The following is a 26,322-nucleotide window of genomic DNA, read 5'->3' as shown; positions in this document are numbered from 1 at the left end:
TTTTCTTAAAAACTTTACACCCTTCCAATACCAGACATCCACAAAGAAAAACTACTACGATCCATTTTATACTTTTCATACTGCAGTTTATATACTAGCTTTTATTTAATACCTTTCTAAAGTGTTTACCTTTTCTTAACAATGCCCTTTTGTAATTTAAGCTAAATTCGTAAAAAATATTAAATTATTTGTCCACAATTATTGCGTCCCGAAAAATATTAATCGTGCCTCTGGATTGGGGCCTTGGACATGCCACCCGGGATATTCCCCTCATCCATGAAATGCTAAACGCAGGTTGTCAGGTTTTTATTGCCGCAGAAGGCAAACACGCCGCCCTATTACAGCAGGAATTTCCGCAACTGACCGTACTTCCATTGCCAGGATACCGCATCCAATATGCACAAAAAGGACAATTTTTCGGATTAAAAATTATTCAGCAAATCCCTAAGATTTACCGGGCCATCCAGTACGAACAACGGTGGTTGAAGAAAATAGTCGCTGAGTATCAAATCAATGCGGTTATTTCAGATAATCGCTTCGGTTTATATCACAAAAATATTCCTACCGTTTTCATCACCCATCAATTGCTCATTAAAACACCTTTTGGGGGCTGGATCGAGCGGACACTACAAAAAATAAATTATCGTTTTATTAACAAATACAGCGCCTGCTGGATCCCGGATTTTGAAGGAAGCAATAACCTTTCCGGAGAACTCGCACACCCGACCCAATTGCCTGCGCATACCACTTACATTGGATGCCTGAGCCGTTTTGAGCCGAAGGCGAATGTGGAAAAAAAGTACGATCTGCTGGTACTGATCTCCGGTCCGGAACCACAGCGGTCCAACCTGGAAAAAATGATCCTTGACCAGGTTAAAAGCTTGTCTATCACCGCATTGATCGTCAGTGGCAAACCAGGCACCCCACAACACGAAGAAGTGGCGCCCGGTGTTACGCAAATTAACCACCTCAATGCCAGCGAATTAAACGAAGCCATGCTGGCTTCCGATATGGTGTTGAGCCGCTCAGGATATACCACCCTGATGGATCTCGCAAAACTGAATAAAAAAGCCATCCTCATTCCTACGCCCGGACAATCGGAACAGGTATACCTGGGTGAATTCCTCATGGAAAAAGGATACTTCTACTCCCTTCCGCAGGAACGGTTTAATCTGAAAACAGCATTGGACGAAGCATCCCGCTTTCCTTTCCGCTCGTTTCATCACGACCAGGATATGAACCAGTACAAACAGGTGGTACAAAAATTCGTACAATCCCTCTGACTATTTATTCCATAACACAAAGCGGCAGCCTGAAAACAGACTGCCGCTTTGTTATTTACCTGTTAATCGTATCTAAATATTTTTCACATCCGCACCGGTATAAATTTTTCCACCGGTAATCGCCACCGGGCGCTTCAGAAAAGAATATTCCTGCAGGATCAGGCTGCGGTAATCATCTTCCGTCAGCGTTTTTTCATGTAGTCCCATAGGACGATACTGCTGCGATCTCCGGCTGAATAATGATTCATAACTGCCGGAAAGCCCCTTCATTTCATCGAGTTGCTCCGGCGTAATCTTTTCCTTTTTGATATCCTGCAAAATAAATCCACGTTCCTTTGCTTTCGTTTCTTCCAGTATTTTCTTACAGGTTCCGCAGGTCGACAAATGATAAATTTTATTCATTCTTTTTGTTTTTTTTCTTCTGTAAAGTTACACCCTCACCGTATATGGGAGTACTATCTTAATTTTGCAGATTCAAATTAAATCTTGTAGGTTTAGCAATGGAAAAGAAATTATTTTTACTGGACGCCATGGCACTGATATACAGGGCTTATTACGCCCTGATCAGGAATCCCCGCATCACCAGTGCGGGTCGAAATACCAATGCGCAGTTTGGTTTCACCACTACTTTACTGGATCTCATCAATAAAGAAAAGCCTACTCATATGGCCGTTGCGTTTGATACGCATGCGCCCACCGAGCGTCATACTACTTATACTGATTATAAAGCCAACCGCCAGGATGCACCGGAAGACCTGCTCGATGCTTTACCGGATATCAAGCGGATTATCGAAGGATTTAATATTCCGGTAGTAGAACTGGATGGCTACGAAGCGGATGATGTGATCGGCACACTGGCATGGCAGGCCGCAGATGCCGGCTATACTGTCTACATGGTTACTCCTGATAAAGATTACGGTCAGCTGGTGAGAGATAATGTATTTATCTACAAACCTCCTTACATGGGCAACAAGGAAGAAATCATGGGGCCAAAGGAAATTTGTGAAAAATGGCAGATCCAGAACGTACACCAGGTAATCGATATCCTCGGACTGATGGGCGATGCGGTGGATAATATCCCTGGTATTGCCGGTATCGGTGAAAAAACAGCCATGAAATTGCTGGCCCAATATCACTCACTGGAAAATGTATTGGAAAATGCAGATACCATTGGCGGTAAAATGGGAGAGAAGATTAAAGCCGGCCGTGATAACGCTATTCTGTCGAAAGAACTGGCCACCATTATTACCGATGTGCCGGTATCTTTCCATGAAGAAGATTTCTGTATCAAAGACTGTGATAAAGGAAAGCTCACGGATATTTTCATGGAGCTGGAATTTAAAACCCTGGGAAAAAGAATCCTGGGAGATGGCTTTGCCGGTGGCGCCAGTGTGGAAGCCAAAGCCAGGGTAGTGCAAACAGACCTGTTTGGCACTGTGATCGAAGAAGAAGTAACCGTTACCACAGAGGTAGTGGAAACAGGTAACATCCTGCTCGCAGACAAAAATATCAACAATACCCCTCACGAATACGAGGTCATTGATACCGCCGAAAAACGGGCAAAGTTGCTTGAACAATTGCTCGGGCAAAGCGAAGTATCCTTTGATACGGAAACTACCGGTACTGATGCCAATGAAGCGGAAATTGTAGGCATGAGCTTCTCCTTTAAGAAAGGAGTCGCTTACTATATTCCCCTTCCGGCAGATAACACCGCAGCACGTGCCATCATTCATGAATTTACGCCCCTTTTCCAACATCCCTCCATCGTGCTGATCGGCCAGAATATCAAGTATGATATGCTGATCCTGAAATGGTATGGCATGGAAATTACCACTGCCTTATTTGATACCATGCTGGCCCACTACCTGATAGAGCCGGAAGGCCGCAGAAGCATGGATGTGCTGAGCGCCCAATACCTGCAATACGAACCGGTTCCCATCGAATCGCTGATCGGTAAAAAAGGAAAAGGCCAGGGCAATATGCGGGATGTGGAGATTGAAAAGATCAAGGAATATGCTGCGGAAGATGCAGACATCACCTTGCAGCTGAAAGAAAAATTTATGCCCATGCTGCCTGAAAAGGCCGTGGATAAAGTATTTTACGATATTGAAAACCCACTCATCAAGGTGCTCACCGACATGGAGTATGAAGGCATTGCCCTCGATACCATGGCGCTGGCCGATTACTCCAAAGAGCTGGAAATAGAAATCAAACGGGCAGAAGAAAGCGTGTATGAACAGGCAGGCGTGCGCTTCAAACTGGCTTCCCCCAAACAACTGGGAGAAGTGCTTTTTGAAAAACTGCAGCTGGATCCAAAGGCCAAGAAAACCCGCACCGGTCAGTATGCTACCGGCGAAGATGTGCTGCAGAAGCTTTCCAGCAAACATAAAATCGTAGAAGATATTCTCATTTTCCGGGAACTGAGCAAACTGAAATCTACCTACGTAGATTCGTTGCCGTTATTGCTGAATAAACGTACCAACCGCGTACATACCTCCTATAATCAGGCAGTAGCGGTAACAGGACGTTTAAGCTCCAATAACCCCAATCTTCAGAATATTCCAATCCGTACAGACCGTGGCCGTGAAATACGCAAAGCCTTTATTCCGCGCAATGAGGAATATGTACTGCTATCGGCCGATTACTCGCAGATTGAACTACGCATTATTGCGGCAATCAGCGAGGACAAAGAAATGATGTCAGCTTTCCAGCAGGGAATAGATATCCATGCTGCTACTGCCGCCAAGGTGTATAATGTTGCCCTGGAAGAGGTAACCTCACAAATGCGCCGCAACGCGAAAAGTGTGAACTTTGGTATCATTTACGGTGTAAGCGCCTTTGGTTTATCCGAGAACCTGGGCATTCCGCGCAGTGAGGCCAAAATGCTGATCGATAATTATTTTGCCCAGTATCCATCTATCAAACAATACATGGAAGACCAGGTGAAATTCGCTTCTGAAAATGGATATGTGCAAACTATGCTGGGCAGGAAACGCTGGCTGAAAGATATCAACTCTTCTAATGCGGTAGTACGTGGCTTCGCAGAAAGGAACGCCATTAACATGCCTATCCAGGGTACCGCAGCCGATATGATCAAGCTGGCAATGATCGCTATCCACAAAGCGTTCAAGGAGCAAAACCTGAAATCCCGGATGCTGTTGCAGGTACACGATGAATTGGTTTTTGATGCCCATCGTTCTGAACTGGAAATAATTAAACCCCTTATATTAGATCTTATGCGCAATGCCTTGCCATTGGCTGTTCCCGTGGAAGCGGAAATGGGTATTGGCAACAACTGGCTGGAAGCGCACTAAATTCAATCAGCAACTTTTAACAATTAGTCTCCGGGAAAAATTCCTGGAGACTAATTGTTAAAAGCATGATCCTGCTATTGTATTTCCCAAAACAGTTTACTAGTTTTCAAATATGATCCAAACACCTCGACTACAATTGTTGCCGTGCTCACTGGAGCATTTCGAATTGCTATTACAGGGCAACGATCATCTGGCCGACCTGCTTGGCATTTCTATTCCGGAAGGTTGGACAGAATATCCCGAAATGGTTCTGGTAGCATATGATAAGTTACGCAATGATCCCGCCATGCTTGGCTGGTTCTTTTACCTGGTAATTCACCGTGCGGATAAACGCCTGATCGGCGCCGGCGGATTCAAAAGCAAACCTGATGAAAATGGACTGGTAGAAATGGGCTATGAAATAACGGCCGACTACCGGGAAAAAGGATTGGGCACCGAAATGGCCGAAGCCCTGATCCGTTTTGCTTTCGGACATTCTTATGTAAAACGTGTCATTGCACACACCGAAGAAGAATACAATGCTTCCGTTAAAATATTACAAAAAGCAGGGATGCGATTTGTAGGTACATTTAAAAATAAAGAAGGAGAAGACCTCTGGGAATGGGAGATCACCCGGAGCCACTACCAGGAGAAATAACTGTAATTCGTGTGAACCATCCTTAGAAAGAAGCTGTAGCAAGCCCCGTTCATCCATCTTTTCATCCGTCAAATTCCCGCTTTCCCTTATTTTTGGTCCTTTGTTTTAAACCAATCATTAGTATACTCATGAAGAAATGGATGATGTGTGCAGCCATGCTTTGCAGCATAGGAGCATTTGCACAAAACAGTACCAATGTGGAGGGAAGCCGCTACCAGTTTACTGTTTTAAAAAACCTGGATGCGGGTGATGTACAGAACCAGGGTCGCACTGGTACCTGCTGGTCTTTTTCCGGCCTGTCTTTCTTTGAATCTGAAATACTCCGTACCGGCAAAAATAAAGGCCTGAATCTCAGTGAGATGTACGTAGTACGCAAAATGTATCCATTGAAAGCGGCGAACTATGTACGCATGCACGGAAAAGCCAACTTCGGTGAAGGCGGTGGTTTCCCGGATGATCTGCTCTGCCTCCGCGAGTATGGCCTCGTGCCACAAAGCGCCTATGATGGCAACAAAGGTAAAATGTACAACCACGCTGAAATGGAAAGTCTCCTGGAAGGCCTGGTTAATAAAATAGGTAATGCGCAAGGTACCATCAACCCTGATTGGTCCAAAGCTTTTGATGGTGTACTGAATGCCTACATGGGCGATGCTCCTGAGAAATTCCAGTATAACGGTAAAACCTACACGCCACAGTCCTTCGCAAAAGAACTGGGCCTCAATGCCGACGATTATGTACTGATCTCTTCTTTTACCCATCATCCTTACAACTCCCAGTTTGTACTGGAAGTTCCGGACAACTGGAATTGGGAAAAAGTATATAACGTAAACCTGAATGACTTTACCAATATCGCTGAAAACGCCATCCTCAATGGTTATTCTATTGCATGGGCTGCCGATGTAAGCGAAAAAGGTTTCAACTTCAAAGACGGTCTGGCTATCGTTCCGGAAAAAGACTGGGCGGATATGTCTGCTGAAGAAAGAAAGAATGCTTTCCTGGAACCAGGTAAAGAAAAAACCATCACACCAGAAGTACGTCAGCTGGCTTTCGATAATTTCGAAACACAGGACGATCATGGTATGCACATCGTAGGTCTGGTGAAAGATCAGAACGGAAACAAATACTTCCGCGTGAAAAATTCCTGGGGTACCGATAACCCGGGCCAGGGATATTTTTATGCTTCTGAGCCATACTTTGCCTACAAAACCACCTGCTACATGGTAAACAAAAAAGCTTTACCAGCAGACATCGCAAAGAAACTGGGTATCAAGTAATTTATTGATGATAATAGAAAAGAGGATTTACCTGCGGGTGAATCCTCTTTTTTTATGGAGATATCTTAAGGACGGAGAAAAAGAATGGCGCCTGATATACGCTGGCCTGATCATGAGAGAACCACAGGGAAAAGGTGGACCTGATACAGAGATAAGCAGGACTTGATCACCAGAAATATACTGGCAGCAAGCACCATTTTACCTATCCCTGCATACATTCATTTTTAAAAAAATATACTTGACACAAATCAACTAATAATAGTTGCCGCAGTCAATAATAATCTCCCAAAATCAAGGTAGAAAGAGAAATCAGCGCTTTCCTTCCTGTTGTTGCGCGTAAGAATAGCTGCCTAAACGGAGTTTTACCGGTATACCGGTTTGTTTTTGCCAGGACCATTCCTGTTTACAGAAAAATCCGAAGTGCTGTTGATAATAAGCGTCTGGCGCCATCCTGTAAACAGGGGTAATGGCAGGTTCCCGGGAAGGAAATTTCTGATCTGCAACTGAAAACAGCTTTACTGGCTTTAATACAAAACCAGTTGTTTGACCTGGTGCAGGCGATCTGTATGGCAACGGCACTGTACTTGCCGATGCCAGCATTAACGGCTTTATTGCCGGACTAACCGTTTGCGCCCCGGCCCAAAAACCGGGGAGTAATGTTATCACACTTATCCACCATCTCTTTTTCATATCATCAGGATATTTCTTCAAAACTTCCAATTCCTTCGCGGACCAGTACCGGCTCTGCACCCGTACAATCTACCACGGTGGAAAAGGCCATTCCGCCCGGGCCGCCATCTACTACAATGTCTACCTGCTTACCGAACTTCTCATAAATAATTTCCGGGTCTGTGTATTCTTCCACGTAATCATCTATGGGCAGGGTAGTACTCATAATAGGATTACCCAGTTCCTTTACAATCGTGCGGCAGATATTGTTATCAGGCACCCTGATACCTACGGTATCTTTCTTTGTCTTTAGTAATTTGGGCACCATTTTGCTGGCCGGTAAAATAAACGTGTATGGGCCGGGCAACGCTTTTTTCAACATTCTGAATACGGGTGTATCCACACTTTTAGCGTAGTCAGATAAATGACTCAGGTCGTAACATATAAACGAGAAATTCGCTTTTTTCGGATCTATCTGTTTAATCCTGGCGATCCGCTCTATGGCTTTGTGTTGGGTAATATCACAGCCTAAACCATAAACCGTATCTGTAGGATAAATGATGATCCCCCCATCTTTCAAACATTCAATGATCGTTTTTAAATGACGGGGATTCGGGTTATCTGGGTGTACGTTTAATAGCATATATAAAGTTAACGATTGTGTTTCACTTTCAGGTTTTTAGCCTACCTTTCGGCCCGATTTTTCTAAACCTACGCGATGAATTTAAAAGGTATTGTACCCAGAACGTGGAGGAGATTGAAGAGAGTATTGCTGGTTTTAACTGTTGCACAATTTTTATATATCGTCCTGTTAAAATGGGTGAATCCGCCTATTACCATCACGGAAATCGGTAGCTGGATCAGCTTGTGGGGAACCGATAAAAAATTACAGAAAACATGGGTGAGCTATGATGAAATCTCCCAACACGCCAAGCTGGCCGTGATTGCCAGCGAAGATCAGCTTTTCACGGATCATAATGGTTTTGACTTTAAGTCGATCGAAAAGGCGATGAAGCACAACCAGCAAAGCAAAAAAATCAAAGGGGCGAGTACTATCAGTCAGCAGGTGGCCAAGAATGTTTTTCTCTGGCAGGGCCGCAGCTGGTTCCGTAAAGGGCTGGAAGTGTATTTTACTTTTATGATTGAAAAAATCTGGGGGAAGCAACGCATTCTGGAAGTATACCTGAATGTAGCGGAAATGGGAGAGGGCGTTTTTGGCGTGGAGGCCGCATCGCAGGTAAATTACCAGAAAAATGCCGCCAGTCTTAACCGGGAAGAAGCCGCCATGATAGCTGCCTGTTTGCCCAACCCGATTAAATATACCATTAATCCGCCCGCGCGTATCACTGCTTACCGGCAGCGTAAAATCCTGGTGCAGATGCGGAATCTCGCGCCGGATCCGGATATTACAGAACTGGTTACCGGCCGTAAATAGGCGGATTTTTTATTTACAAAACACTTATTTCAATAACGATTCCACTGCAGTTATTGCGAGCGCTTCCCGTTCTTCGTAACTGCCCCTGATGTCTTTCCATTCCACACCGGACTTTATCACAATATCCCGGTAAATATCATAGAAATACTGACGCATCTGCAGATCTGGGTATTCCCGCTGTGGGTCTTCTTCCCAGGGCAGATCAATATAGGTGAGCAGGTACAGATCACACTGCTGTTTGGCGATCTGTGCTAAAATACGGGGATCGCAGTTCCCATATTTATGCTCGCTCCATACTTTTATTACATAGAGATCTGTATCGCATATCAATACCTGATTGGCTTTCTGTGCCTGATGCTGTTCCAAGGCAATCTGACCTGCAGCTATTTCCAGCAGATCGGATTGTTCGTACGGGCGATGCAGCTGATCCAGGTACTCACGGGCATATTCCGGCGTCCACACGGTATTAAAATGTGAGGCCAGCTTTTCACTAAGGGTACTTTTGCCTGTAGATTCAGGCCCTATAACAACTACTTTCTTCATTTGTGAGACATTTCTCTTTGCTGCACTTCTTTTCTCCAGCTAAGATATCCGAATATAGCAATGGTAAACAAAAAGACGGTTAATCCGGCAGTCAGATACAGATGTTTGTATAACAGCAGCGGAATGGCCACCAGATTGGAGATATTCAGGAGTATCCAGTTTTCCAGTTTCCGCTTCGCCAGTAACCACATACCTGCACAGGCGGTAGCAGACACAAAAGCATCCATCACAGGCACATTCGAATCTGAAAAACGACTTAGCAGGAAATAGAAGAGTCCCCAGCCGGCCAATGCTATCACAACAGCCGTATTCAATTCCCGGCTGGTGCTGCGCATGATGGGTGTTGACGGCTGTTCCGGGCCTTTCTTCGCCCAATAGATCCATCCATATACGCTCATCACGAGATAATACGCATTAAGGGCTGCATCTGCATACAGTTTAAAATGCTCCATGGAAAGGAGATAGGTGTATATGCCGGTGCTGATAATACCAGTTGGATATACCAGTATGTTATTATTTTTTTGAAAGATGACCGACAGCACAGCAAAGAAAACGGCTATCGTTTCCAGCCAGGTCATCTGGTGAAGACCTTCTAATATGCCCTGGTATAAATCGTTCATAGTGCGAATGTGGATAAATAATTCCGGATTATGGCAGCTGGGAGGTGGCTGCTACCACCTCCCGGGATAAATTATTTCTTCTCTCCGATCAAAGTACCGGATACATTCCAGAAGCTCTGGCTGGTGCCTTCCGGCTTGCCCTGGGGGATGGCTACCTGGATGGTGTGCTGTCCGGGCGTAATATCCGGCAGGGAGATGTACACCGGCGAAGTGAGTGTACCGGGGCACCAGTTCGACCTGCTCAGATCTGATGAGGACAAGCCATTCCCGAAATTCCCGGAAGCCGGGTTCGATAAGCGGTAGGTGGCGCAATCTGTGCGCCATGGGATGAAATGGTATACTCGTTTTCCATCTACAAAAATTTCATTCTGTTTCGGGTTAAACTCGTCGCCGCCACCCCAGCCACCATGGCCGGTAGTAAGGAACCTTAACTGAATATTTTTGAGTCCTTCCGGAATGTTTACGGTAACCGTCAGGGAATCCTTATCGAAGAGGGTAGCGTATTCCTGTCCGGCCATTTCCATCACATTCGTGGTATTAAAGATCGGGGTGATCCAGTTGGGAGCCGGGCGGTTGTCATCTTCCGGATCGCCTGGATAATATTTAAGGCTCAGGCTTACTTTATGACCACCTTTATCGTAATTGCCAATGTACACACCCAGCCACACATCGCCCTGGAGACGGCCATGCAGTTCGGTGATATCCTGTTTATAGATCACAGAATCGGCCCAGTGGTAGCCGGCAATCTTCACCTGGTCATTAAACTGCCGGACGCCGAAAGGTGTAAAGAAGCGTAATATTTCCAGCGTGGGCAGATAGTTGTCCGTAGCTACCATGCCCTGGTATTTTTTCCCGTTTCTGGCGGTGAATAACGGTAACGTGCCTACGCCTTTTTGCAGTCCATCGAGGAAAGAGGTGGCTTTGTCGGCCGGGATCATAAACACAGAACCCGTTCTGTCGTATGCGTCGCCATTGGAGTGTTGGGTCAGTTCTGCGAAAAGCGTTTCTCCTTTCTTTACTGCAGGCAGACTTACCTTTTTCAGGATCACCGTACCACCGGCGAAATGATACGTTTGATTCAGCTGATCTCCGCTAGGGTTGGGTGTGTTGTTTCCCCAGCTGATCTGTTCCTGGTTAAAGATGGGAAGCGTGGTATAGCGGCTGTCTATTACCTGCCGCATATAGGCAGCATCGTTGACGATGGTGCCCGTGTTGGATGGCCAGGCCAGCTCTGCATCAGTGATTTTACGCCAGGTGATTTTTTTTGCGAGGGTTTCGCTGTTTCCGTTGCGCACAATTTTGAGTATCAGTCCCAGTCCGGGTGCAATAGTGAGGCTGGGGGTGCCTTTCAGCGGGAGATCGTTCGTATACCATACTTCGATGGTGTTGGAGCGGATAAACAGTTTGGCTTTTTTACAGGGATAACCCAGTATGGTAGCGGTATCCGGCAGCAGCTCCGGGGTGGTATATTCGGCGAATGCTTTTTTCAGCGTATATACTTCTCCGTTGGGGAGGCCCAGTACCTGCAGGGTGGCCTTTTCGTCCAGTTGCAGGTATTGCTGTTCTTTTTGCCTGCCGTTTCCGCTCACGATATGAGCGCGCTGATGATTGATGAGCAGTTGCAGCTCATTGCCGGGAATAGCTTTTCCATTGCTGCTGAAGCCGTAGGTAATGACGGCAGAAGCACTGTCAATGCTTTTCTTTTTTTGCGCCTGTACCGGTTGCAGGGCGAGGGCCAGGCCGGTCATCATTAATAGTAATCTCATGTTAACTGTTCGCTTTAAGTATGGGTGCGGTAAGGGCGCACATAAAAAAGCACAGCCATAAAGACTGTGCTTTCGTTTAACACTATCATTCACTCAACTATGGCTTATTCTGCTTCTGCCACAACTTCCTTCACTTCTGGGATCATACGCTTCATCATGCCTTCGATACCGGCTTTGAGCGTGATCATGGAGGAGGGGCAGCCTGAGCAGGAACCTTGTAACATCAGTGTAACCGTACCATTGTCGTAGTCTTTGAACTGAATGGCGCCGCCATCCATTTCAACTGCGGGTTTCACGTAGTTTTCAAGTAATTCCTTAATGCGTTTTACCACGTCTGTATCATCTGCACTCACTTCGTTGCTCGCAGTAGATTTGGTAATTACTACCTCATCTTCATTGATAACAGGGCGGGAGTCTTCCAGGTATTCTTTCAGGAAGGCTTTTACAGTTGGAATTATATCGTTCCAGTCAGTTTCGCTGGTTTTGGTAAGCGTAATAAAGTTAGCCATAATAAATACGCCCCTGATGAAAGGGAAGCTAAACAGCTCGATGGCTAATGGAGACGGTTTTGCGCTGGCTTCATCCGGGAAATCGATACTTTTACCTGGATACAGGAGTTTGTTTGCCACAAACTTCATGGTTTCCGGGTTCGGCGTCATTTCCGTATATATGCTGATGATCGGATTTCCTGTTTTAATCATTTTATCCTAATTTACTTCTGCAAAGGTAACATTTTTCAGGCAGATTTCGGGGATGCATCTGAATGTATTCTATCGAAATTAACAATCCCGGTATAGTTCCCGGCAATATCCCCGGATACACCACCATCTTCTCATAATATACAAATTATTACTTATGTTATTGAAAGAACTTTCTCCAAAAATTCTCGACGCACTGAATCAACAAGTGGAAATGGAAGCAGCCTCCTCCCAGTACTACCTGGCTATGGCCTCCTGGTCTGAAGTACAGGGGTATAATGGCGTTGCCCAGTTCCTCTACCGGCACTCCGACGAAGAAAGGGCACATATGCTGAAGTTGCTCAAATTCATTAACGAAAGAGGTGGTCACGGACTCGTACCGGCATTGAAACAACCTACGGTGGAGTTCAAAAACATACATCAGATTTTTGAACATGTGTTCAGCCATGAACTGCTGGTTTCCAAAGAAATCAATAACCTGGTAGATATGTGCCTGAGTGAAAAAGACTACGCCACACATAATTTCCTGCAATGGTATGTAACTGAGCAGATTGAAGAAGAAAGACTGGCCCGTCATATCCTCGATAAATTGAAACTGATAGGAGAAGACAAAGGTGGTCTTTACATTTTTGACCGCGACCTTGCTACCCTTGATTCAAATGACAAACACTAAAACATTAGATTTATTTATTGCGCGTCACTTATTACTTTTGTAGGAGATATGCAGACAACAAAGATTTTAAAAGCGCGCAAGAGGATAGCCCTGATTGCTCACGATCACAAAAAAGCGGAGTTAATTGAATGGGCTATTTACAATAAAACGGTACTGAGCCGTCATGAACTGTATGCTACCGGCACTACCGGCCAGCTGATAGAACAGGCGCTCGATGTATCTGTCCGTAAACTCCTGAGTGGCCCCCTGGGCGGCGATCAGCAAATTGGCGCCCTGGTGGCCACCGGAGAACTGGATGTCATCATTTTCTTCTGGGACCCTATGGAAGCTTTGCCACATGATCCGGATATCAAAGCACTACTCCGCTTGGGTGTGGTATGGAATATCCCCATTGCCAGCAACCGTTCGTCGGCCGACTTCCTCCTTACATCGCCCCTGATGCACCAGGAGTACGAAGCCATTCTTCCCGACTACAGTCAATATACCAAAAGGAAGATATAGCCTCTCTCTTAATGCTACCCGAAATTTCCGTACTTTAAAGAAAAGCTTCGGGAATGAGAGTTGTTTTTACCCTTTACTTCACCGGTATACTGGTTAGCCTGGCTTTACCATGTAATGCACAAAGCGACAGCAGTAAAGCCAGCCGCGATTCTATCGCAGATACGCAACTGATACTCACCACCCGATTGCTCCGGGAAAGCGACTCGCTGCAAAAAGCAGGCGATGAACAAAAGCGGTTATTACAGGAGCAATTGCTGATCAGCAAGGATAACGACACCCGCAAAAAAGAATTACAGCAAAAGCTGGATGCGCTGGAACAGGCTGATTCGCTGAAAAAAACGCAGGCCCGGCAACGCATTATCCAGCTGAAAGCTACCAACAGCGGCATTCCTGTGGTTCCCTTCCACCGGGATACCCTCTTTTACATCTATAATAAACTGGGGCCATTAAAACCCAGTGACCGGGCGCAGAACATCGACCGCAAACTGGGACAACTGGCCGATGATCCCTTCTTTTCTCCCGACTCCGTAAAAGCTATTGCAAACGAAAATAATATAGATGTCATCTATAATGATCTGGTGCTATTAACCGTAACAGATGATGATGCGTTATGGCTGGATCAGGATAAAATACAGGTAGCCCAACAATATGCCGCCGCAGTACGCAAAGCAGTACTACAGGAAAAGAAAGACAGCAGCCTGCAAAGTATCCTGATCCGGATTGCCTGGCTGCTGCTGATCATCGTTATTTTCTCTGTCATCGTATATGGCATCAACCGCCTGTTCAAGCGGCTGCGCCGGAAAATTGTAAGAGAAAAAGACAGATACTTTAAAGGCGTGAAAGTAAAAGAATACGCACTCCTCAACCAGCAAAAGCAGATCGGTATTGTGTTTAGCGTTTTACGGGTAGCCAGGATCATTCTGATTCTGCTGGTCTTTTACATCACATTGCCCTTTGTGTTCAGCATCTTTCCCTGGACAAAAGGCATCGCGGACAAACTTATCAACTGGACACTTTCGCCAGTTAAATCTATTCTCCTGGGATTTCTGCATTATCTCCCTAAGTTGCTTACCATCATCGTGATCTATGTTATTACGAGATACCTGGTGAAACTGGTGAATTATCTGGCAGAGGAAATTGCCTCCGGCAACCTGACGCTGAAAGGCTTTTACCCGGACTGGGCAAGGCCTACCGGCAGCGGTATCAAGTTCCTGTTGTATGCGTTTATGTTTGTAGTGATATTTCCTTACCTGCCCGGATCGGATTCCAAAATATTCCAGGGCGTATCTGTGTTTCTGGGTATCCTGTTTTCATTGGGCTCTTCCTCCGCCATCTCCAATGTGATCGCGGGTTTTGTAATTACGTATATGCGTCCCTTTAAGATCGGCGACCGGGTTAAAATAGGGGAGATTACGGGAGATGTGATTGAAAAGAACCTGCTGGTAACCAGGCTACGCACCATCAAGAATGAAGAAATTACGGTTCCCAATGCCAGCATATTAAATGGTCACACCATTAACTTCACCACGTCCAGCAAAGACCTTGGCCTCATCTTGCATACGACCGTTACCATTGGTTATGAAATTCCCTGGAAGCAGGTGCATGAACTGCTGATCAATGCCGCCAATGCAACAGATGGTGTGATGCGCGACAAAGCTCCGTTTGTGTTGCAAACCAGCCTGGACGACTTTGCCATCGCCTATGAAATCAATGTATATACTGATCATTCGCATAAAATGGCGGTCATCTATTCCGACCTGCACCGGCATATTATTGATGAGTTCAACAAAGCAGGGATTGAAATTATGTCGCCCCATTTCATTGCCCATCGTGATGGTAATATGACGACTGTTCCCCCGGAATACTTACCGCCAGATTACCAGCCTCCTGCCACAAAACTAAAGGTGGAAAAAGATTAGCGACCCTATCTTCATAAGAATCACATATTTATATCGGATCAGCCTTGCTTTTTGCTATTTTCGCATCTTACGGTTAAAAAGTCAGGCTGATGTTGAAGCAATTTATAGCAGGCGCATTATTATGGATCATAGGCATGCAGCAGGCATGGGCGCAGTTGCCTCCCAAACGCGAACTGAGAGCGGTGTGGATCGCTACAGTAGAAAATATTGACTGGCCTTCGCGACGGGGATTAAGCACAGAACAACAAAAACAGGAATTCATTGCCATACTCGACCAGCAGCAACGCAATGGGATGAATGCCGTAGTGGTACAGGTGCGTCCGGCAACGGATGCTTTCTATCCTTCACCCTATGAGCCCTGGTCTGAATATCTCACCGGTGTGCAGGGACAAGCCCCCAATCCTTATTATGATCCCCTGCAGTTCATGATAGAAGAAACGCATAAACGCGGAATGGAGTTTCATGCCTGGTTCAATCCTTATCGTGCCGTATTCAGTGTAAGTCGCAGTAGTGTGGCGGCCAATCATATTACCCGTCTGAAACCACAATGGTTTGTTACCTACGAGAATAAAAAATATTTTGATCCGGGCATTCCCGAAGCGCGCGAATTCGTGACCATGGTAATCCGCGATGTGGTGAAGCGCTACGACATAGACGCTGTACATTTTGACGATTATTTCTATCCTTATCGCGTACCTGGAAAAGAGTTTCCTGACAACAGTTCTTACCGCCTGTATGGTAACAACATGATGCGGGACGATTGGCGCCGGGCCAATACAGATGCGATTATCAAAATGCTGAGTGTAGCCATCAAAGCAGAAAAGCCCTGGGTAAAATTCGGTATCAGCCCGTTTGGCGTGTGGCGTAATAAAGATAAAGATCCTGATGGCTCTTATACAAAAGGCGGTCAGACCAACTACGACGATCTCTTTGCCGATATCCTGAAATGGTTGAAAAACGGCTGGATAGACTATGTAGCGCCTCAGATTTACTGGGAGCGTGGGCACCGGCTTGCCGACTATGAAATATTACTCAACTGGTGGAGCCAGCATGGCTATGGTCGCCAGGTGTATATTGGCCATGGTGTTTATCGTTTGGGCAGTAATGCCGCCTGGAAAAATCCGAATGAACTTCCGGCGCAGATAGAAGAAGCACGCACACTGAATACCATCCAGGGTAGCATTTTTTACAGTGCCGCCTCTTTCCGTGGCAACCCACTGGGCATTGAAGATGCGTTACGTACCCGTCTTTATAAATATCCTGCATTACGCCCGATTATGTCGTGGTTACCCAAGGAAACACCGGAAGCGCCTTATTTTATTGATGCTTTTGAACGTCCGGGAGGACTGGAAATACACTGGGCGGATGATGATACCAGTGGTCATACCAAACAATATGTGCTTTACCGGTTTGAGCAAAATGAAGCAATTAACGTGAGCGACCCTACGAAAATAATCAGTATCCTTCCGCAATCCTCCGATCCTGAATTCAAGGATGTGAATTATGTGAAGGGGAGATTATATACTTATGTGGTAACAGCATTAGACCGTATGCAGAATGAAAGTCATATCAGCGAGCCGTTGCGGATGCAACAGCAAAACGGGCGGACCCTGTTTTTGTTTGAGCCTTAGTGAATAAGCGCCGGTATACCATCTCCCAATGGTATACCGGCGTATAATATTATTTACGTTGTTTCAGTGTTTTTAACTCCATTTCCATCGACCATTCTCTTGGCAAAACAAAGTCTGCCCAGGCGGCATTATTACAGGTAATCTTTAGAAAATCAACTCCCCGGTTTCCATATCTATCGCCGTGGCTTCTGCCGGCAGTGTCAGTTCCGGGAAGGCATCGGTGTGTTGCAGGGCGGCGGTAGAACCCAGTAACCCGCCTGCAATGCCTCCTATTAGTGCGCCACCGATGATGGCCGACTGTCTTCTTTCGTAGGCCGACAGGTAAGAGGTAATCACATAGCCATAGCCGCTACGTGACAGGGCAATCAATGCGGCTTTCTTATATTTAAATGGCTGGCCATCTTTTACAATGCCCCATGGCGCTGTTACCAGCGTCTTCTGGCCATCTGTGGTGTTATAAATTTTAGATTTCCCCGCTCTTCCTTTGATTTCGAAGGAAATTATCTCCGGTTTATTTTCCAGGAAGCTGGAGAAGTTAAGATACACGCCGTCATTGAGACGAGCCGCTTTTAGGATTGGGTATTCCCTTTTTTGCGCGTATTGGGCGCGGATGGCGTCCAGCGTAAGCTCCGGCGTTTGTGCAGCAATGGCAGCGTCGATGTCGCTGACGGACTGCGCATAAAATTCTTTGAACGCATTTGAGATATTATTCCGGTGTTGATGTGTAACATCAAATCCATTTCTCAGCCGCACTACATCCATGGATTTCAGGAGTTTATATACATTTCCATCTTTAGAAACAAAGGCGGTTACCTTTACCCTTACATAAGATTTCTCACTCATCATCTGGGTGCGTTCTCCGATACGCAGATCTTCTACAACCCATACCAGCAGTGGTTTCCCTACGGAAAACAGGTTCCGGAAGGTGCTATCCACATAATCCTGCAGATAGCGGTTCATTTCCTTATCCGGCACGGCTTCTACTTTATTATTAAAGAGGCCGGTCTGCAGGAACCCGATACGGGCAGTGTCCCATACGGCGTTCACGATGGTAATGCGGGAAACGGCAGGAGAGAGGCTGTCTGCACTGGCGGGCGCTGCTTTGGCAAGACTGATCTTCTTTTGCGCAGGTGGGGCTGGATTAGCATCTTCACCGGAATACTGTGCAAACACAGGCATGGCAAAACCCAATATTACTGCCGAAAAAGCGACAAAAAAGGACTTGAATGGCATAGAATCAGGTATAGGCGTTAGAGTTAGGGCAGGTAGTATTCAAATATAAGATGAAGCCGCTGAAAAAAGAACAGCGCCAAAAGAATGTTACAACATATGTATTCGCTAAGTGCATCAGGCAATGTCTGTAATCGGGGCCAAATTATCCTGAGGAAGCACCCATTTTTTCAATTATTCTAACAATTAACCGCATCTTTTTATATTTTTCTAAATTTTAACCGTCTAACAAAAGTTTATACAAAAAATACCGCATTCCTTTAGTATCTTTAAACCGTTCCCGAATTATATCGTACACCATCACCCGCGGCGCAAGTCAGAGGGGGGAGTGTGCCAAAGCAAAAAATCTAAACCAAATGGATGAAGTGAAGCAAACGCAAGGTTTATACCGTCCGGAATTTGAACATGATGCCTGCGGAACAGGTTTTACAGCCCATATTAAGGGTCGTAAATCCCACCATATTATACGTGATGCCTTAACCATGCTGGAAAACATGGAACACCGCGGAGCCTGCGGTTGTGAGCAGAACACGGGTGATGGTGCAGGGATACTGTTTCAAACGCCCCATGAGTTCCTGTATGACGAGTGCCTGAAACTGGGCATCGCCTTACCGGAATTTGGAAAATACGGTGTGGGCATGGTCTTCTTTCCGAAAGAACCACGCTGGCGTGAAGAATGCCGCGAGATCTTTCAACGCAGCGCAGAGAAACTGGGCCTGGAAATTCTTGGCTACCGTAAAGTGCCGGTACGTCCGGATGGCATCGGTGAATCTGCCCTTTCAGTAGAGCCTGAAATTGAACAGGTATTTATCGCCTGTCCTTATCATATCAGTGATCCGGAAATTTTCGAGCGCAAATTATTTGTGCTCCGTAACTACGTTTCCAAAACGGTTCGCAATACAGTGCCAAAAGAAAAGTCACTGTTTTACATTGCGTCCCTCTCTTACAAGACCATTGTATATAAAGGTCAGCTGACCACCTACCAGGTACGTCATTATTATACAGACCTGAGCGATGAGAAAATGGTGTCCGCCTTTGCGCTCATTCACTCCAGGTTTGCCACTAATACTTTCCCCAGCTGGAGATTAGCGCACCCTTACAGGTATATTGCCCACAACGGTGAGATCAATACCCTGAAAGGTAACCTCAACTGGCTCCGTTCCGGTGAAAGAGACTTTATCTCCAAATACTTCAGCAAAGAGGAAATGGAAATGCTGCTTCCCATTGTGGAAGAAGGCCAGTCCGACTCTGCCAGCCTGGATAACGTGATTGAGTTGCTCACCATGACCGGCCGTTCCCTGCCTCATGTAATGATGATGCTGGTACCGGAAGCCTGGGATGGTAACGAAGATATGGGCGAAGAAAAGAAAGCGTTCTATGAATATCATGCCTCCCTGATGGAGCCATGGGATGGTCCTGCTTCCATTTCCTTCACCGATGGTAAAATTATTGGTGCTACCCTGGACAGGAACGGATTACGTCCGAGCCGCTTTGTAGTAACCAAAGACGATCGCGTAATCATGGCTTCTGAAGCCGGTGTATTACCGATCGATCCAAAAAATATCAAAGAAAAAGGCCGCCTGCAGCCTGGTAAAATGTTTATCGTAGACATGGACCAGGGTCGCATCATAGGGGATGAAGAGCTGAAACAACAGATCTGCTCCCAGCAACCTTATGGCGAATGGCTGAATAAATATAAGATCCGCCTGGAAGAACTGCCGGAACCAAGAGTCACCTTTACTCACCTGGAACACGATCAGATCTTTAAATACCAGCGCGCATTTGGTTACAGTACAGAAGACCTGGATCACATCATTGCCCCGATGGCAATAGATGGCAAGGAACCTGTTGGCTCTATGGGTACAGATACTCCGCTGGCAGTACTGAGCAATCAACCACAGCATCTGTGTAACTACTTCAAACAATTGTTTGCACAGGTAACCAACCCGCCGATCGATCCTATCAGGGAAAGACTGGTGATGTCACTGGCTACTTTTGTGGGCAATAATGGTAACCTGCTGGATGAAGATCCGCTGCATTGCCATGGTCTGGCGCTCCGTCACCCGATCCTCAACAACTATGAACTGGAAAAGATACGCAGTATTGATACCGGTTTATTCCAGGCCAAAACCTTACATACCTATTTCAAGGCAGACGGTAAACCCGGCTCCCTGGAAAAAGGACTGGCCCGTCTTTGCCGCTACGCGGTAGACGCTGTGGAAGATGGTTTTGAAGTGATCATTCTTTCTGACCGTGCCATCGACTCCGAACACGCTGCTATTCCATCTATACTGGCTGCATCTGCCGTTCACCACCACCTGATCCGCAAGGGTTACCGTGGCCAGGTTGGACTGATCGTAGAAGCCGGTGATGTTTGGGAAGTACACCACTTTGCCTGCCTGCTGGGCTTTGGCGTAACTGCCATTAACCCTTACCTGGCACTCAGCACCATCCGTGATATGAAGCTGAATGGCAAACTGGATACCGCACTGGACGTAGACAAACTGAAAAAGAACTATATCAAGGCAATCTGTGATGGTCTCCTGAAGGTTTTCTCCAAGATGGGCATCTCTACCCTGCAATCTTACCAGGGTGCACAGATCTTTGAAATACTGGGTATCAACCAGGTAACGGTTGATAAATATTTCACCGGCGCCGTTTCCCGTATACAGGGTCTTGGCCTGGATGAAATTGCCCGTGAAACACTGGCTAAACACTGGATGGGTTATGGTCGTAAAGAAACGCCTGTTCAGCGCTTAACAGAAGGTGGTGTATATCAGTGGAAGCGTAAAGGAGAATTCCATCTCTTTAACCCTACTACTATTCACTATCTGCAGTTAGCTACCCGTATGGGCGACTACGCTGCATTCAAGAAATATTCCAAATCGGTAAACGATCAGAGCGAAAAAGCAGCCACCTTAAGGAGCCTGTTTACGTTCAAAAAGAACCGTCCGTCTATTTCTATTGATGAAGTAGAACCGGCATCCAGCATCTTCAAGCGTTTCGCTACCGGTGCGATGAGCTTTGGATCTATTTCGCATGAGGCACACTCCACACTGGCCATTGCCATGAACCGTATCGGTGCCAAAAGCAATACCGGTGAGGGTGGGGAAGATGAAATGCGTTATGAGCTGCTGGAAAACGGCGACTCTATGCGTTCTGCCATCAAACAGGTAGCCAGTGCACGTTTCGGCGTAACCAGCTACTACCTGACCAATGCCGACGAATTACAGATTAAAATGGCGCAGGGTGCAAAACCCGGCGAAGGCGGCCAGCTGCCTGGTCATAAAGTGGACGAATGGATCGGAAAAGTAAGACACTCCACTCCGGGTGTAGGTCTGATTTCTCCTCCTCCTCACCATGATATTTACTCTATCGAGGATCTGGCGCAGCTGATCTACGACCTGAAAAATGCCAACCGTGCTGCACGTATCAGTGTGAAACTGGTATCTAAAGCAGGTGTAGGCACTATCGCAGCCGGTGTGGCAAAAGCACATGCCGATGTGGTACTGGTTTCCGGCTTCGACGGTGGTACCGGTGCTTCTCCGGAAAGCTCTATCAAGCACGCAGGTTTGCCCTGGGAACTTGGTTTGGCGGAATCACACCAGACACTTGTAAAAAATAAGCTCCGCAGCAGAGTGGTACTGCAAACAGATGGTCAGCTGAAAACCGGCCGTGACATTGCCATCGCTACTTTGTTAGGTGCTGAAGAATGGGGCGTTGCTACTGCCGCACTGGTGGTAGAAGGTTGTATCATGATGCGTAAATGCCATGTAAACACCTGTCCTGTTGGCGTAGCTACCCAGGATCCTGAACTGCGCAAACGCTTCAACGGCGATCCGCAGCACGTGGTAAACCTGTTCACCTACCTCGTGGAAGAACTCCGCGAAATCATGGCTGATCTGGGCTTCCGCACCATCAATGAAATGGTGGGTCAGGTAGAATGCCTCCAAATGCGTGACAACATCACAAACTGGAAAACACAAAAACTGGATCTGTCACCGATCTTATATAAAGAAGTAGCTTCTGCCGAAACCGGCCTTTACAAACAGGAAGAACAGGATCACGGCATCAGCGAAGTGATCGACTGGCAACTGCTGAAGGCTGCACAGCCTGCACTGGAAAAGAAAGCCAGGGTATATCAGCAGTTCCCCGTAAAAAATACAGACCGTACCATCGGTACCATCCTGTCTAACGAAATATCCAAACGCTACAAAAGCGAAGGATTACCGGAAGATACCCTGCACTTCAAATTTATCGGATCTGCAGGTCAGAGCTTCGGCGCCTTTACTACTAAAGGTTTAACGCTGGAACTGGAAGGAGAAGCCAATGACTACTTCGGTAAAGGTTTGTCTGGTTCCAAACTGATTCTTTATCCACATGGAGAAGCAGGGTTCAAGGCAGAAGAAAATATCATCGCGGGCAACGTTTGCTTCTATGGAGCTACTTCCGGAGAAGCCTTCATCCGCGGTAAAGCAGGGGAGCGCTTCTGTGTACGTAACTCCGGTGCTACTGTGGTAGCAGAAGGAGTAGGTGATCACGGCTGTGAATACATGACTGGTGGTAAAGCGGTGATCCTGGGTGAAACCGGCCGCAACTTCGGTGCAGGTATGAGTGGCGGTATCGCTTTCGTATACGATGTAAAAGGCACTTTCGCCAACCACTGTAACAGGGATATGATTGACCTGGATCCGCTGGATCAGGGAGATGTAGTACTGCTGCAGGATCTGATCACTAAACATCACGCCTACACGAACAGTACCGTGGCTAAGTTTATCCTGAAAGACTGGGAAAACCAACTGCGTCACTTCGTGAAAGTATTCCCGAAAGAATACAAGGCTGCTTTGAAATCAGACAAGGTACAGGGCCAGAAAGTAGGTCACTAATTGAACAATTAACATTCATCATCAAAATATCCCTTGCAGGTAAGGGACTTGTGGAGGAAAATTATGGGTAAACCTACAGGATTCCTGGAATTTACACGCGAGCTGCCCGGGAAAGCGGATCCCCGGGAAAGGGTTAGTCACTATAATGAATTTGTAGAGCGCTTCCCGGATAACAAATTAAATCAGCAAGCTGCCCGCTGTATGAATTGCGGGGTGCCTTTTTGCCACAGCGGATGCCCGCTGGGTAATGTGATACCGGAATTTAATGATGCCGTATACCGTCAGGATTGGAAAGAAGCATATGATATCCTGTCTTCTACCAATAACTTCCCGGAATTTACCGGCCGTATTTGTCCGGCACCCTGCGAAAGCGCCTGTGTACTGGGTATCAACCAGCCACCGGTAGCTATCGAAGAGATTGAGAAACATATCATTGAAGTAGCTTTCGATAAAGGCCTGGTACAGGCCAAAGCGCCACGCATGCGCACCGGTAAAAAGATTGCAGTAATTGGCTCCGGCCCGGCTGGTTTAGCCGCTGCTGCACAATTGAACTACGCCGGCCATACTGTTACGGTATTTGAACGCGACGACGCACCAGGCGGACTTTTACGCTATGGTATCCCTGATTTCAAACTGGAAAAATGGGTAGTAGAACGCCGGGTGAAATTGATGGAAGAAGAAGGGGTAGTGTTCCAGTGCAATGCCAACGTAGGCGTTAACGTTAGTACCAATGATCTGCTGAGAGAATACAATGCGATTGTACTGGCGGGTGGTTCCACCATTCCGCGCGACCTTCCGATCGAAGGCCGTCAGTTAAAAGGAGTACACTACGCCATGGACTTCCTCAAACAACAGAATAAAAGAGTAAGCAATATTGCGGTAGAAGGCAGCGACATATTGGTTAACGGCAAGAATGTAATCGTAATTGGTGGTGGTGATACCGGCTCCGACTGTGTGGGAACCAGTAACCGCCAGGGCGCGAAAAGCATTACACAGCTGGAACTGTTACCGAAACCTCCGGGCGAACGTACCGCTTATATGCCATGGCCTACCTATCCGATGGTGTTAAAAACATCTTCTTCCCACGAAGAAGGAGCAGACCGTAAATGGGCGATTGCCACCAAATCCTTTATCGGAGATGAAGAAGGCAACCTGAAAGCCCTGCGCCTGGTAGACCTGCAATGGACCGCCAGCGCCGATGGCAGACCAGCTAAATTTACAGAAGTACCTGGTTCTGAAAGAGATGTGCCTTGCGAAATGGCTTTCCTGGCCATGGGCTTCGTACATCCTCAGCACACCGGTCTCCTGGATCAGCTGGAAGTAGAAAAAGATGAACGCGGTAACGTAAAAGCTACCGAAAAAGATTACCTGACATCCATTCCTAAAGTGTTTACTGCCGGCGATATGCGCCGTGGACAATCACTGGTGGTATGGGCAATAAGCGAAGGTCGTGAGTGTGCGAGAAAAGTGGACGAATTCCTGATGGGTAGTTCCCAACTGGAAAGCAAAGACCATTCACTACAGGCAATGGCTTTATAATTCAAAAGATGTAAATCAAAACTTTTCTCATAAGCAGGTTTAGATTTTGTTGTAACCTTCAGCCGGGCCGGGTTTTTACCCGGCCTATATTTTTTTTCAGCGGGATGATTATATTTGAGTATTATTCCCTGCCATGAAAGAAACATTGAACCTGCAATTGTCACCTATGCTGTTTTTCTGTTGCGATATTCCTTTTCCTTCCTGTGCGATTGTGAGCCGAAAAACAACCCATATTCCCTTTAAGCAATTGTTAATCAATACTTCCAGGCAGGCTGTCACCCAATAATCCGGCCGTCACCCAGCAGTTCCGGTAACCAGCACTTTTTTATCCCAACACCCAAATTTTGTATCTATGAACAAGAAACTGTTACTGCTTTTCATGATCTGTCTGTCGTCCTGTGCTACTATTTTCAGCGGCAGCAAGTATACTTTCACGATCAATAGTACCCCTTCAGATTCGAAAATCTCTGTCACCAATAAAAAAGGAATCGAGGTTTTTACTGGCAACACCCCGGCTGTTGTACGACTGAAATCCGGTAATGGCTATTTCTCCAGGGGCAGATACACTGTCCGGTTTTCAAAGCCCGGTTATACAGATAAAGTGGCCGCTATCGACTTCCGGCTGAACGGCTGGTATTTTGGTAATATCCTTATCGGCGGCGCCATTGGATTACTGGCAGTAGATCCTCTCACTGGTGGTATGTGGATGGTGAACAGGAATGACAAATTGATTTATCAGAAACTCGACCCGAATGCCGCCGCATCGATGGAGCCCTCCCTGAAAGTGATTGATTTTAATAGCCTGAACGATCAGGAGAAATCGGCGCTTGTAAAAATACAATAGCCCGCTTTTTAAAATCCCGGTGGTAGCCCCCTCTGGGTGGGGGGACTACCGGGATTTCCTTCCTTCACAAACGATCATACCTCCTACGTTAAAGAAAACTTAAAGACAGAAATTCGACATCAGCAGAAACAAAGCCCCGTTTCAGCTATTTCTATAATTCCCACTTTAGAAACCCGATACATTTGTTCACTATGAAACAAATGTTGTGTTTTTGGAGCTTTGTATTACTGGCCTTCTCCGTAGCAGGACAACATGTTCTCATTACAGATGCTCCTCAGCTGAAAAAAGGACTATATAAAACCTTCGAAGAGTTCCGGACCAACAATCCGTCGGAACAAGGCGCCCTGGTTATTAAGAACCGTAGCTCTGCCGCCCAGATCTACCTGCTGGCCAGCCGGAACGAACTGATATTACTCGACGACGCCGGCCAGGAACACAAAGTGAAAAACTACTGGGGCTTCTGCGACGGAAAAGATATCTACATCAGGGATAATGGACTCAATAAACTGCAGGAAATCGGCTACTACTGCATATATAGTCTGCATGGCATCCAGCCATCGCGAGGTTACATCAACCAGGCTACCATGACCACAAACAGCCTCAGCACCCCCACCGTACTCAAAAAAGTACTCAACATCAATACCGGTGAGATACTGGAATTGTCTGCCTATAATCTCAAAAAATATATCCTTCCCCAGGACAGCGTATTACTGGATGAATTCAGGACTGATAAAGAGAAAAAAGATCAACTGGAGTATTATATCTACCGGTTCAACCAGCGGAATAAACCAGCAACGAAGTAATTAATTTTCTTTCAAAGTGATATTGTTTGAGTTTCATTAACCTGCGAGGATCGCGGG

General features: G+C 46.4%; 21 protein-coding genes. 13 read left to right on the top strand and 8 right to left on the bottom strand.

The window, feature by feature from the left end:
* Positions 1–224: 224 nt before the first annotated feature.
* Positions 225–1,283 (top strand): glycosyltransferase, encoded by a 1,059-nt coding sequence (locus BMW79_RS03405; protein WP_089890577.1) that lies wholly within the window; start codon positions 225–227, stop codon positions 1,281–1,283.
* Between the two features lie 72 nt (positions 1,284–1,355).
* On the opposite strand, the gene BMW79_RS03400 is transcribed toward BMW79_RS03405, so the two are convergent.
* A complete protein-coding gene (locus tag BMW79_RS03400; RefSeq protein WP_089890574.1) occupies positions 1,356–1,685 on the bottom strand; it encodes an arsenate reductase family protein in 330 nt (109 codons plus the stop codon).
* Positions 1,686–1,783: 98 nt separating this feature from the next.
* On the opposite strand from BMW79_RS03400, the gene polA reads away from it, so the two are divergent.
* From polA to BMW79_RS03385, 3 genes are all read left to right on the top strand, one after another.
* Positions 1,784–4,597, top strand: a complete 2,814-nt coding sequence (gene polA / locus BMW79_RS03395) for a DNA polymerase I (RefSeq protein WP_089890570.1) — start codon at positions 1,784–1,786, stop codon at positions 4,595–4,597.
* 112 nt (positions 4,598–4,709) lie between these two features.
* Positions 4,710–5,234: a GNAT family N-acetyltransferase gene (locus BMW79_RS03390; protein ID WP_089890567.1), complete on the top strand. Its 525-nt coding sequence runs from the start codon at positions 4,710–4,712 to the stop codon at positions 5,232–5,234.
* A gap of 128 nt (positions 5,235–5,362) precedes the next feature.
* Positions 5,363–6,508, top strand: a complete 1,146-nt coding sequence (locus tag BMW79_RS03385) for a C1 family peptidase (RefSeq protein WP_089890563.1) — start codon at positions 5,363–5,365, stop codon at positions 6,506–6,508.
* 309 nt (positions 6,509–6,817) lie between these two features.
* Here BMW79_RS03385 and BMW79_RS03380 read toward each other — a convergent pair whose 3' ends face one another.
* Together BMW79_RS03380 and BMW79_RS03375 are read right to left on the bottom strand one after the other, a co-directional pair.
* Entirely contained in the window at positions 6,818–7,198 is a 381-nt protein-coding gene (locus BMW79_RS03380) for a hypothetical protein (RefSeq protein WP_143059058.1), read from the bottom strand.
* 4 nt (positions 7,199–7,202) lie between these two features.
* On the bottom strand, positions 7,203–7,820 hold the full coding sequence (locus tag BMW79_RS03375; RefSeq protein WP_089890557.1) for an L-threonylcarbamoyladenylate synthase: 618 nt from the start codon (positions 7,818–7,820) through the stop codon (positions 7,203–7,205).
* Positions 7,821–7,895: 75 nt separating this feature from the next.
* Here BMW79_RS03375 and mtgA point away from each other — a divergent pair, with 75 nt between their 5' ends.
* The gene (mtgA, locus tag BMW79_RS03370; protein ID WP_089890555.1) at positions 7,896–8,612 is read left to right on the top strand and encodes a monofunctional biosynthetic peptidoglycan transglycosylase; all 717 of its coding nucleotides are present in this window, start codon (positions 7,896–7,898) and stop codon (positions 8,610–8,612) included.
* Between the two features lie 24 nt (positions 8,613–8,636).
* Here mtgA and BMW79_RS03365 read toward each other — a convergent pair whose 3' ends face one another.
* From BMW79_RS03365 to BMW79_RS03350, 4 genes are all read right to left on the bottom strand, one after another.
* Positions 8,637–9,155, bottom strand: a complete 519-nt coding sequence (locus BMW79_RS03365) for an AAA family ATPase (protein WP_089890552.1) — start codon at positions 9,153–9,155, stop codon at positions 8,637–8,639.
* A complete protein-coding gene (gene pnuC / locus BMW79_RS03360; protein ID WP_089890548.1) occupies positions 9,152–9,775 on the bottom strand; it encodes a nicotinamide riboside transporter PnuC in 624 nt (207 codons plus the stop codon). The genes BMW79_RS03365 and pnuC overlap by 4 nt, the downstream gene beginning before the upstream one ends.
* 71 nt (positions 9,776–9,846) lie before the next feature.
* The gene (locus BMW79_RS03355) at positions 9,847–11,541 is read right to left on the bottom strand and encodes a PNGase F N-terminal domain-containing protein (protein ID WP_089890545.1); all 1,695 of its coding nucleotides are present in this window, start codon (positions 11,539–11,541) and stop codon (positions 9,847–9,849) included.
* 104 nt (positions 11,542–11,645) lie between these two features.
* Positions 11,646–12,242: a NifU family protein gene (locus BMW79_RS03350; protein ID WP_089890542.1), complete on the bottom strand. Its 597-nt coding sequence runs from the start codon at positions 12,240–12,242 to the stop codon at positions 11,646–11,648.
* A gap of 154 nt (positions 12,243–12,396) precedes the next feature.
* Between BMW79_RS03350 and BMW79_RS03345 the strand changes: the two genes are divergently transcribed.
* From BMW79_RS03345 to BMW79_RS03330, 4 genes are all read left to right on the top strand, one after another.
* The gene (locus BMW79_RS03345) at positions 12,397–12,912 is read left to right on the top strand and encodes a ferritin (protein ID WP_089890540.1); all 516 of its coding nucleotides are present in this window, start codon (positions 12,397–12,399) and stop codon (positions 12,910–12,912) included.
* A gap of 48 nt (positions 12,913–12,960) precedes the next feature.
* Positions 12,961–13,413 carry a methylglyoxal synthase gene (locus BMW79_RS03340; RefSeq protein ID WP_089890536.1) on the top strand — a complete coding sequence of 151 codons (453 nt, stop codon included), beginning with the start codon at positions 12,961–12,963 and terminating at the stop codon, positions 13,411–13,413.
* 53 nt (positions 13,414–13,466) lie between these two features.
* On the top strand, positions 13,467–15,332 hold the full coding sequence (locus BMW79_RS03335; RefSeq protein WP_089890533.1) for a mechanosensitive ion channel family protein: 1,866 nt from the start codon (positions 13,467–13,469) through the stop codon (positions 15,330–15,332).
* An 89-nt stretch (positions 15,333–15,421) separates the two neighbouring features.
* Entirely contained in the window at positions 15,422–16,963 is a 1,542-nt protein-coding gene (locus BMW79_RS03330) for a glycoside hydrolase family 10 protein (RefSeq protein ID WP_089890529.1), read from the top strand.
* Positions 16,964–17,107: 144 nt separating this feature from the next.
* Here BMW79_RS03330 and BMW79_RS03325 read toward each other — a convergent pair whose 3' ends face one another.
* Entirely contained in the window at positions 17,108–18,196 is a 1,089-nt protein-coding gene (locus BMW79_RS03325) for a hypothetical protein (protein ID WP_143059057.1), read from the bottom strand.
* A 353-nt stretch (positions 18,197–18,549) separates the two neighbouring features.
* Here BMW79_RS03325 and gltB point away from each other — a divergent pair, with 353 nt between their 5' ends.
* The 4 genes from gltB (at position 18,550) to BMW79_RS03305 (ending at position 26,265) form a co-directional block, all read left to right on the top strand.
* Positions 18,550–23,079, top strand: a complete 4,530-nt coding sequence (gene gltB, locus BMW79_RS03320; RefSeq protein ID WP_089890524.1) for a glutamate synthase large subunit — start codon at positions 18,550–18,552, stop codon at positions 23,077–23,079.
* Between the two features lie 63 nt (positions 23,080–23,142).
* The gene (locus BMW79_RS03315) at positions 23,143–24,618 is read left to right on the top strand and encodes a glutamate synthase subunit beta (RefSeq protein WP_089890521.1); all 1,476 of its coding nucleotides are present in this window, start codon (positions 23,143–23,145) and stop codon (positions 24,616–24,618) included.
* A 352-nt stretch (positions 24,619–24,970) separates the two neighbouring features.
* Entirely contained in the window at positions 24,971–25,462 is a 492-nt protein-coding gene (locus tag BMW79_RS03310; RefSeq protein ID WP_089890519.1) for a peptidase associated/transthyretin-like domain-containing protein, read from the top strand.
* 191 nt (positions 25,463–25,653) lie between these two features.
* Positions 25,654–26,265: a hypothetical protein gene (locus tag BMW79_RS03305; RefSeq protein WP_089890516.1), complete on the top strand. Its 612-nt coding sequence runs from the start codon at positions 25,654–25,656 to the stop codon at positions 26,263–26,265.
* Positions 26,266–26,322 lie beyond the last annotated feature (57 nt).

The organism is Chitinophaga arvensicola (assembly GCF_900110835.1).
Classification (GTDB): domain Bacteria; phylum Bacteroidota; class Bacteroidia; order Chitinophagales; family Chitinophagaceae; genus Chitinophaga; species Chitinophaga arvensicola.
This window is presented reverse-complemented; position numbering and strand designations above follow the sequence as displayed.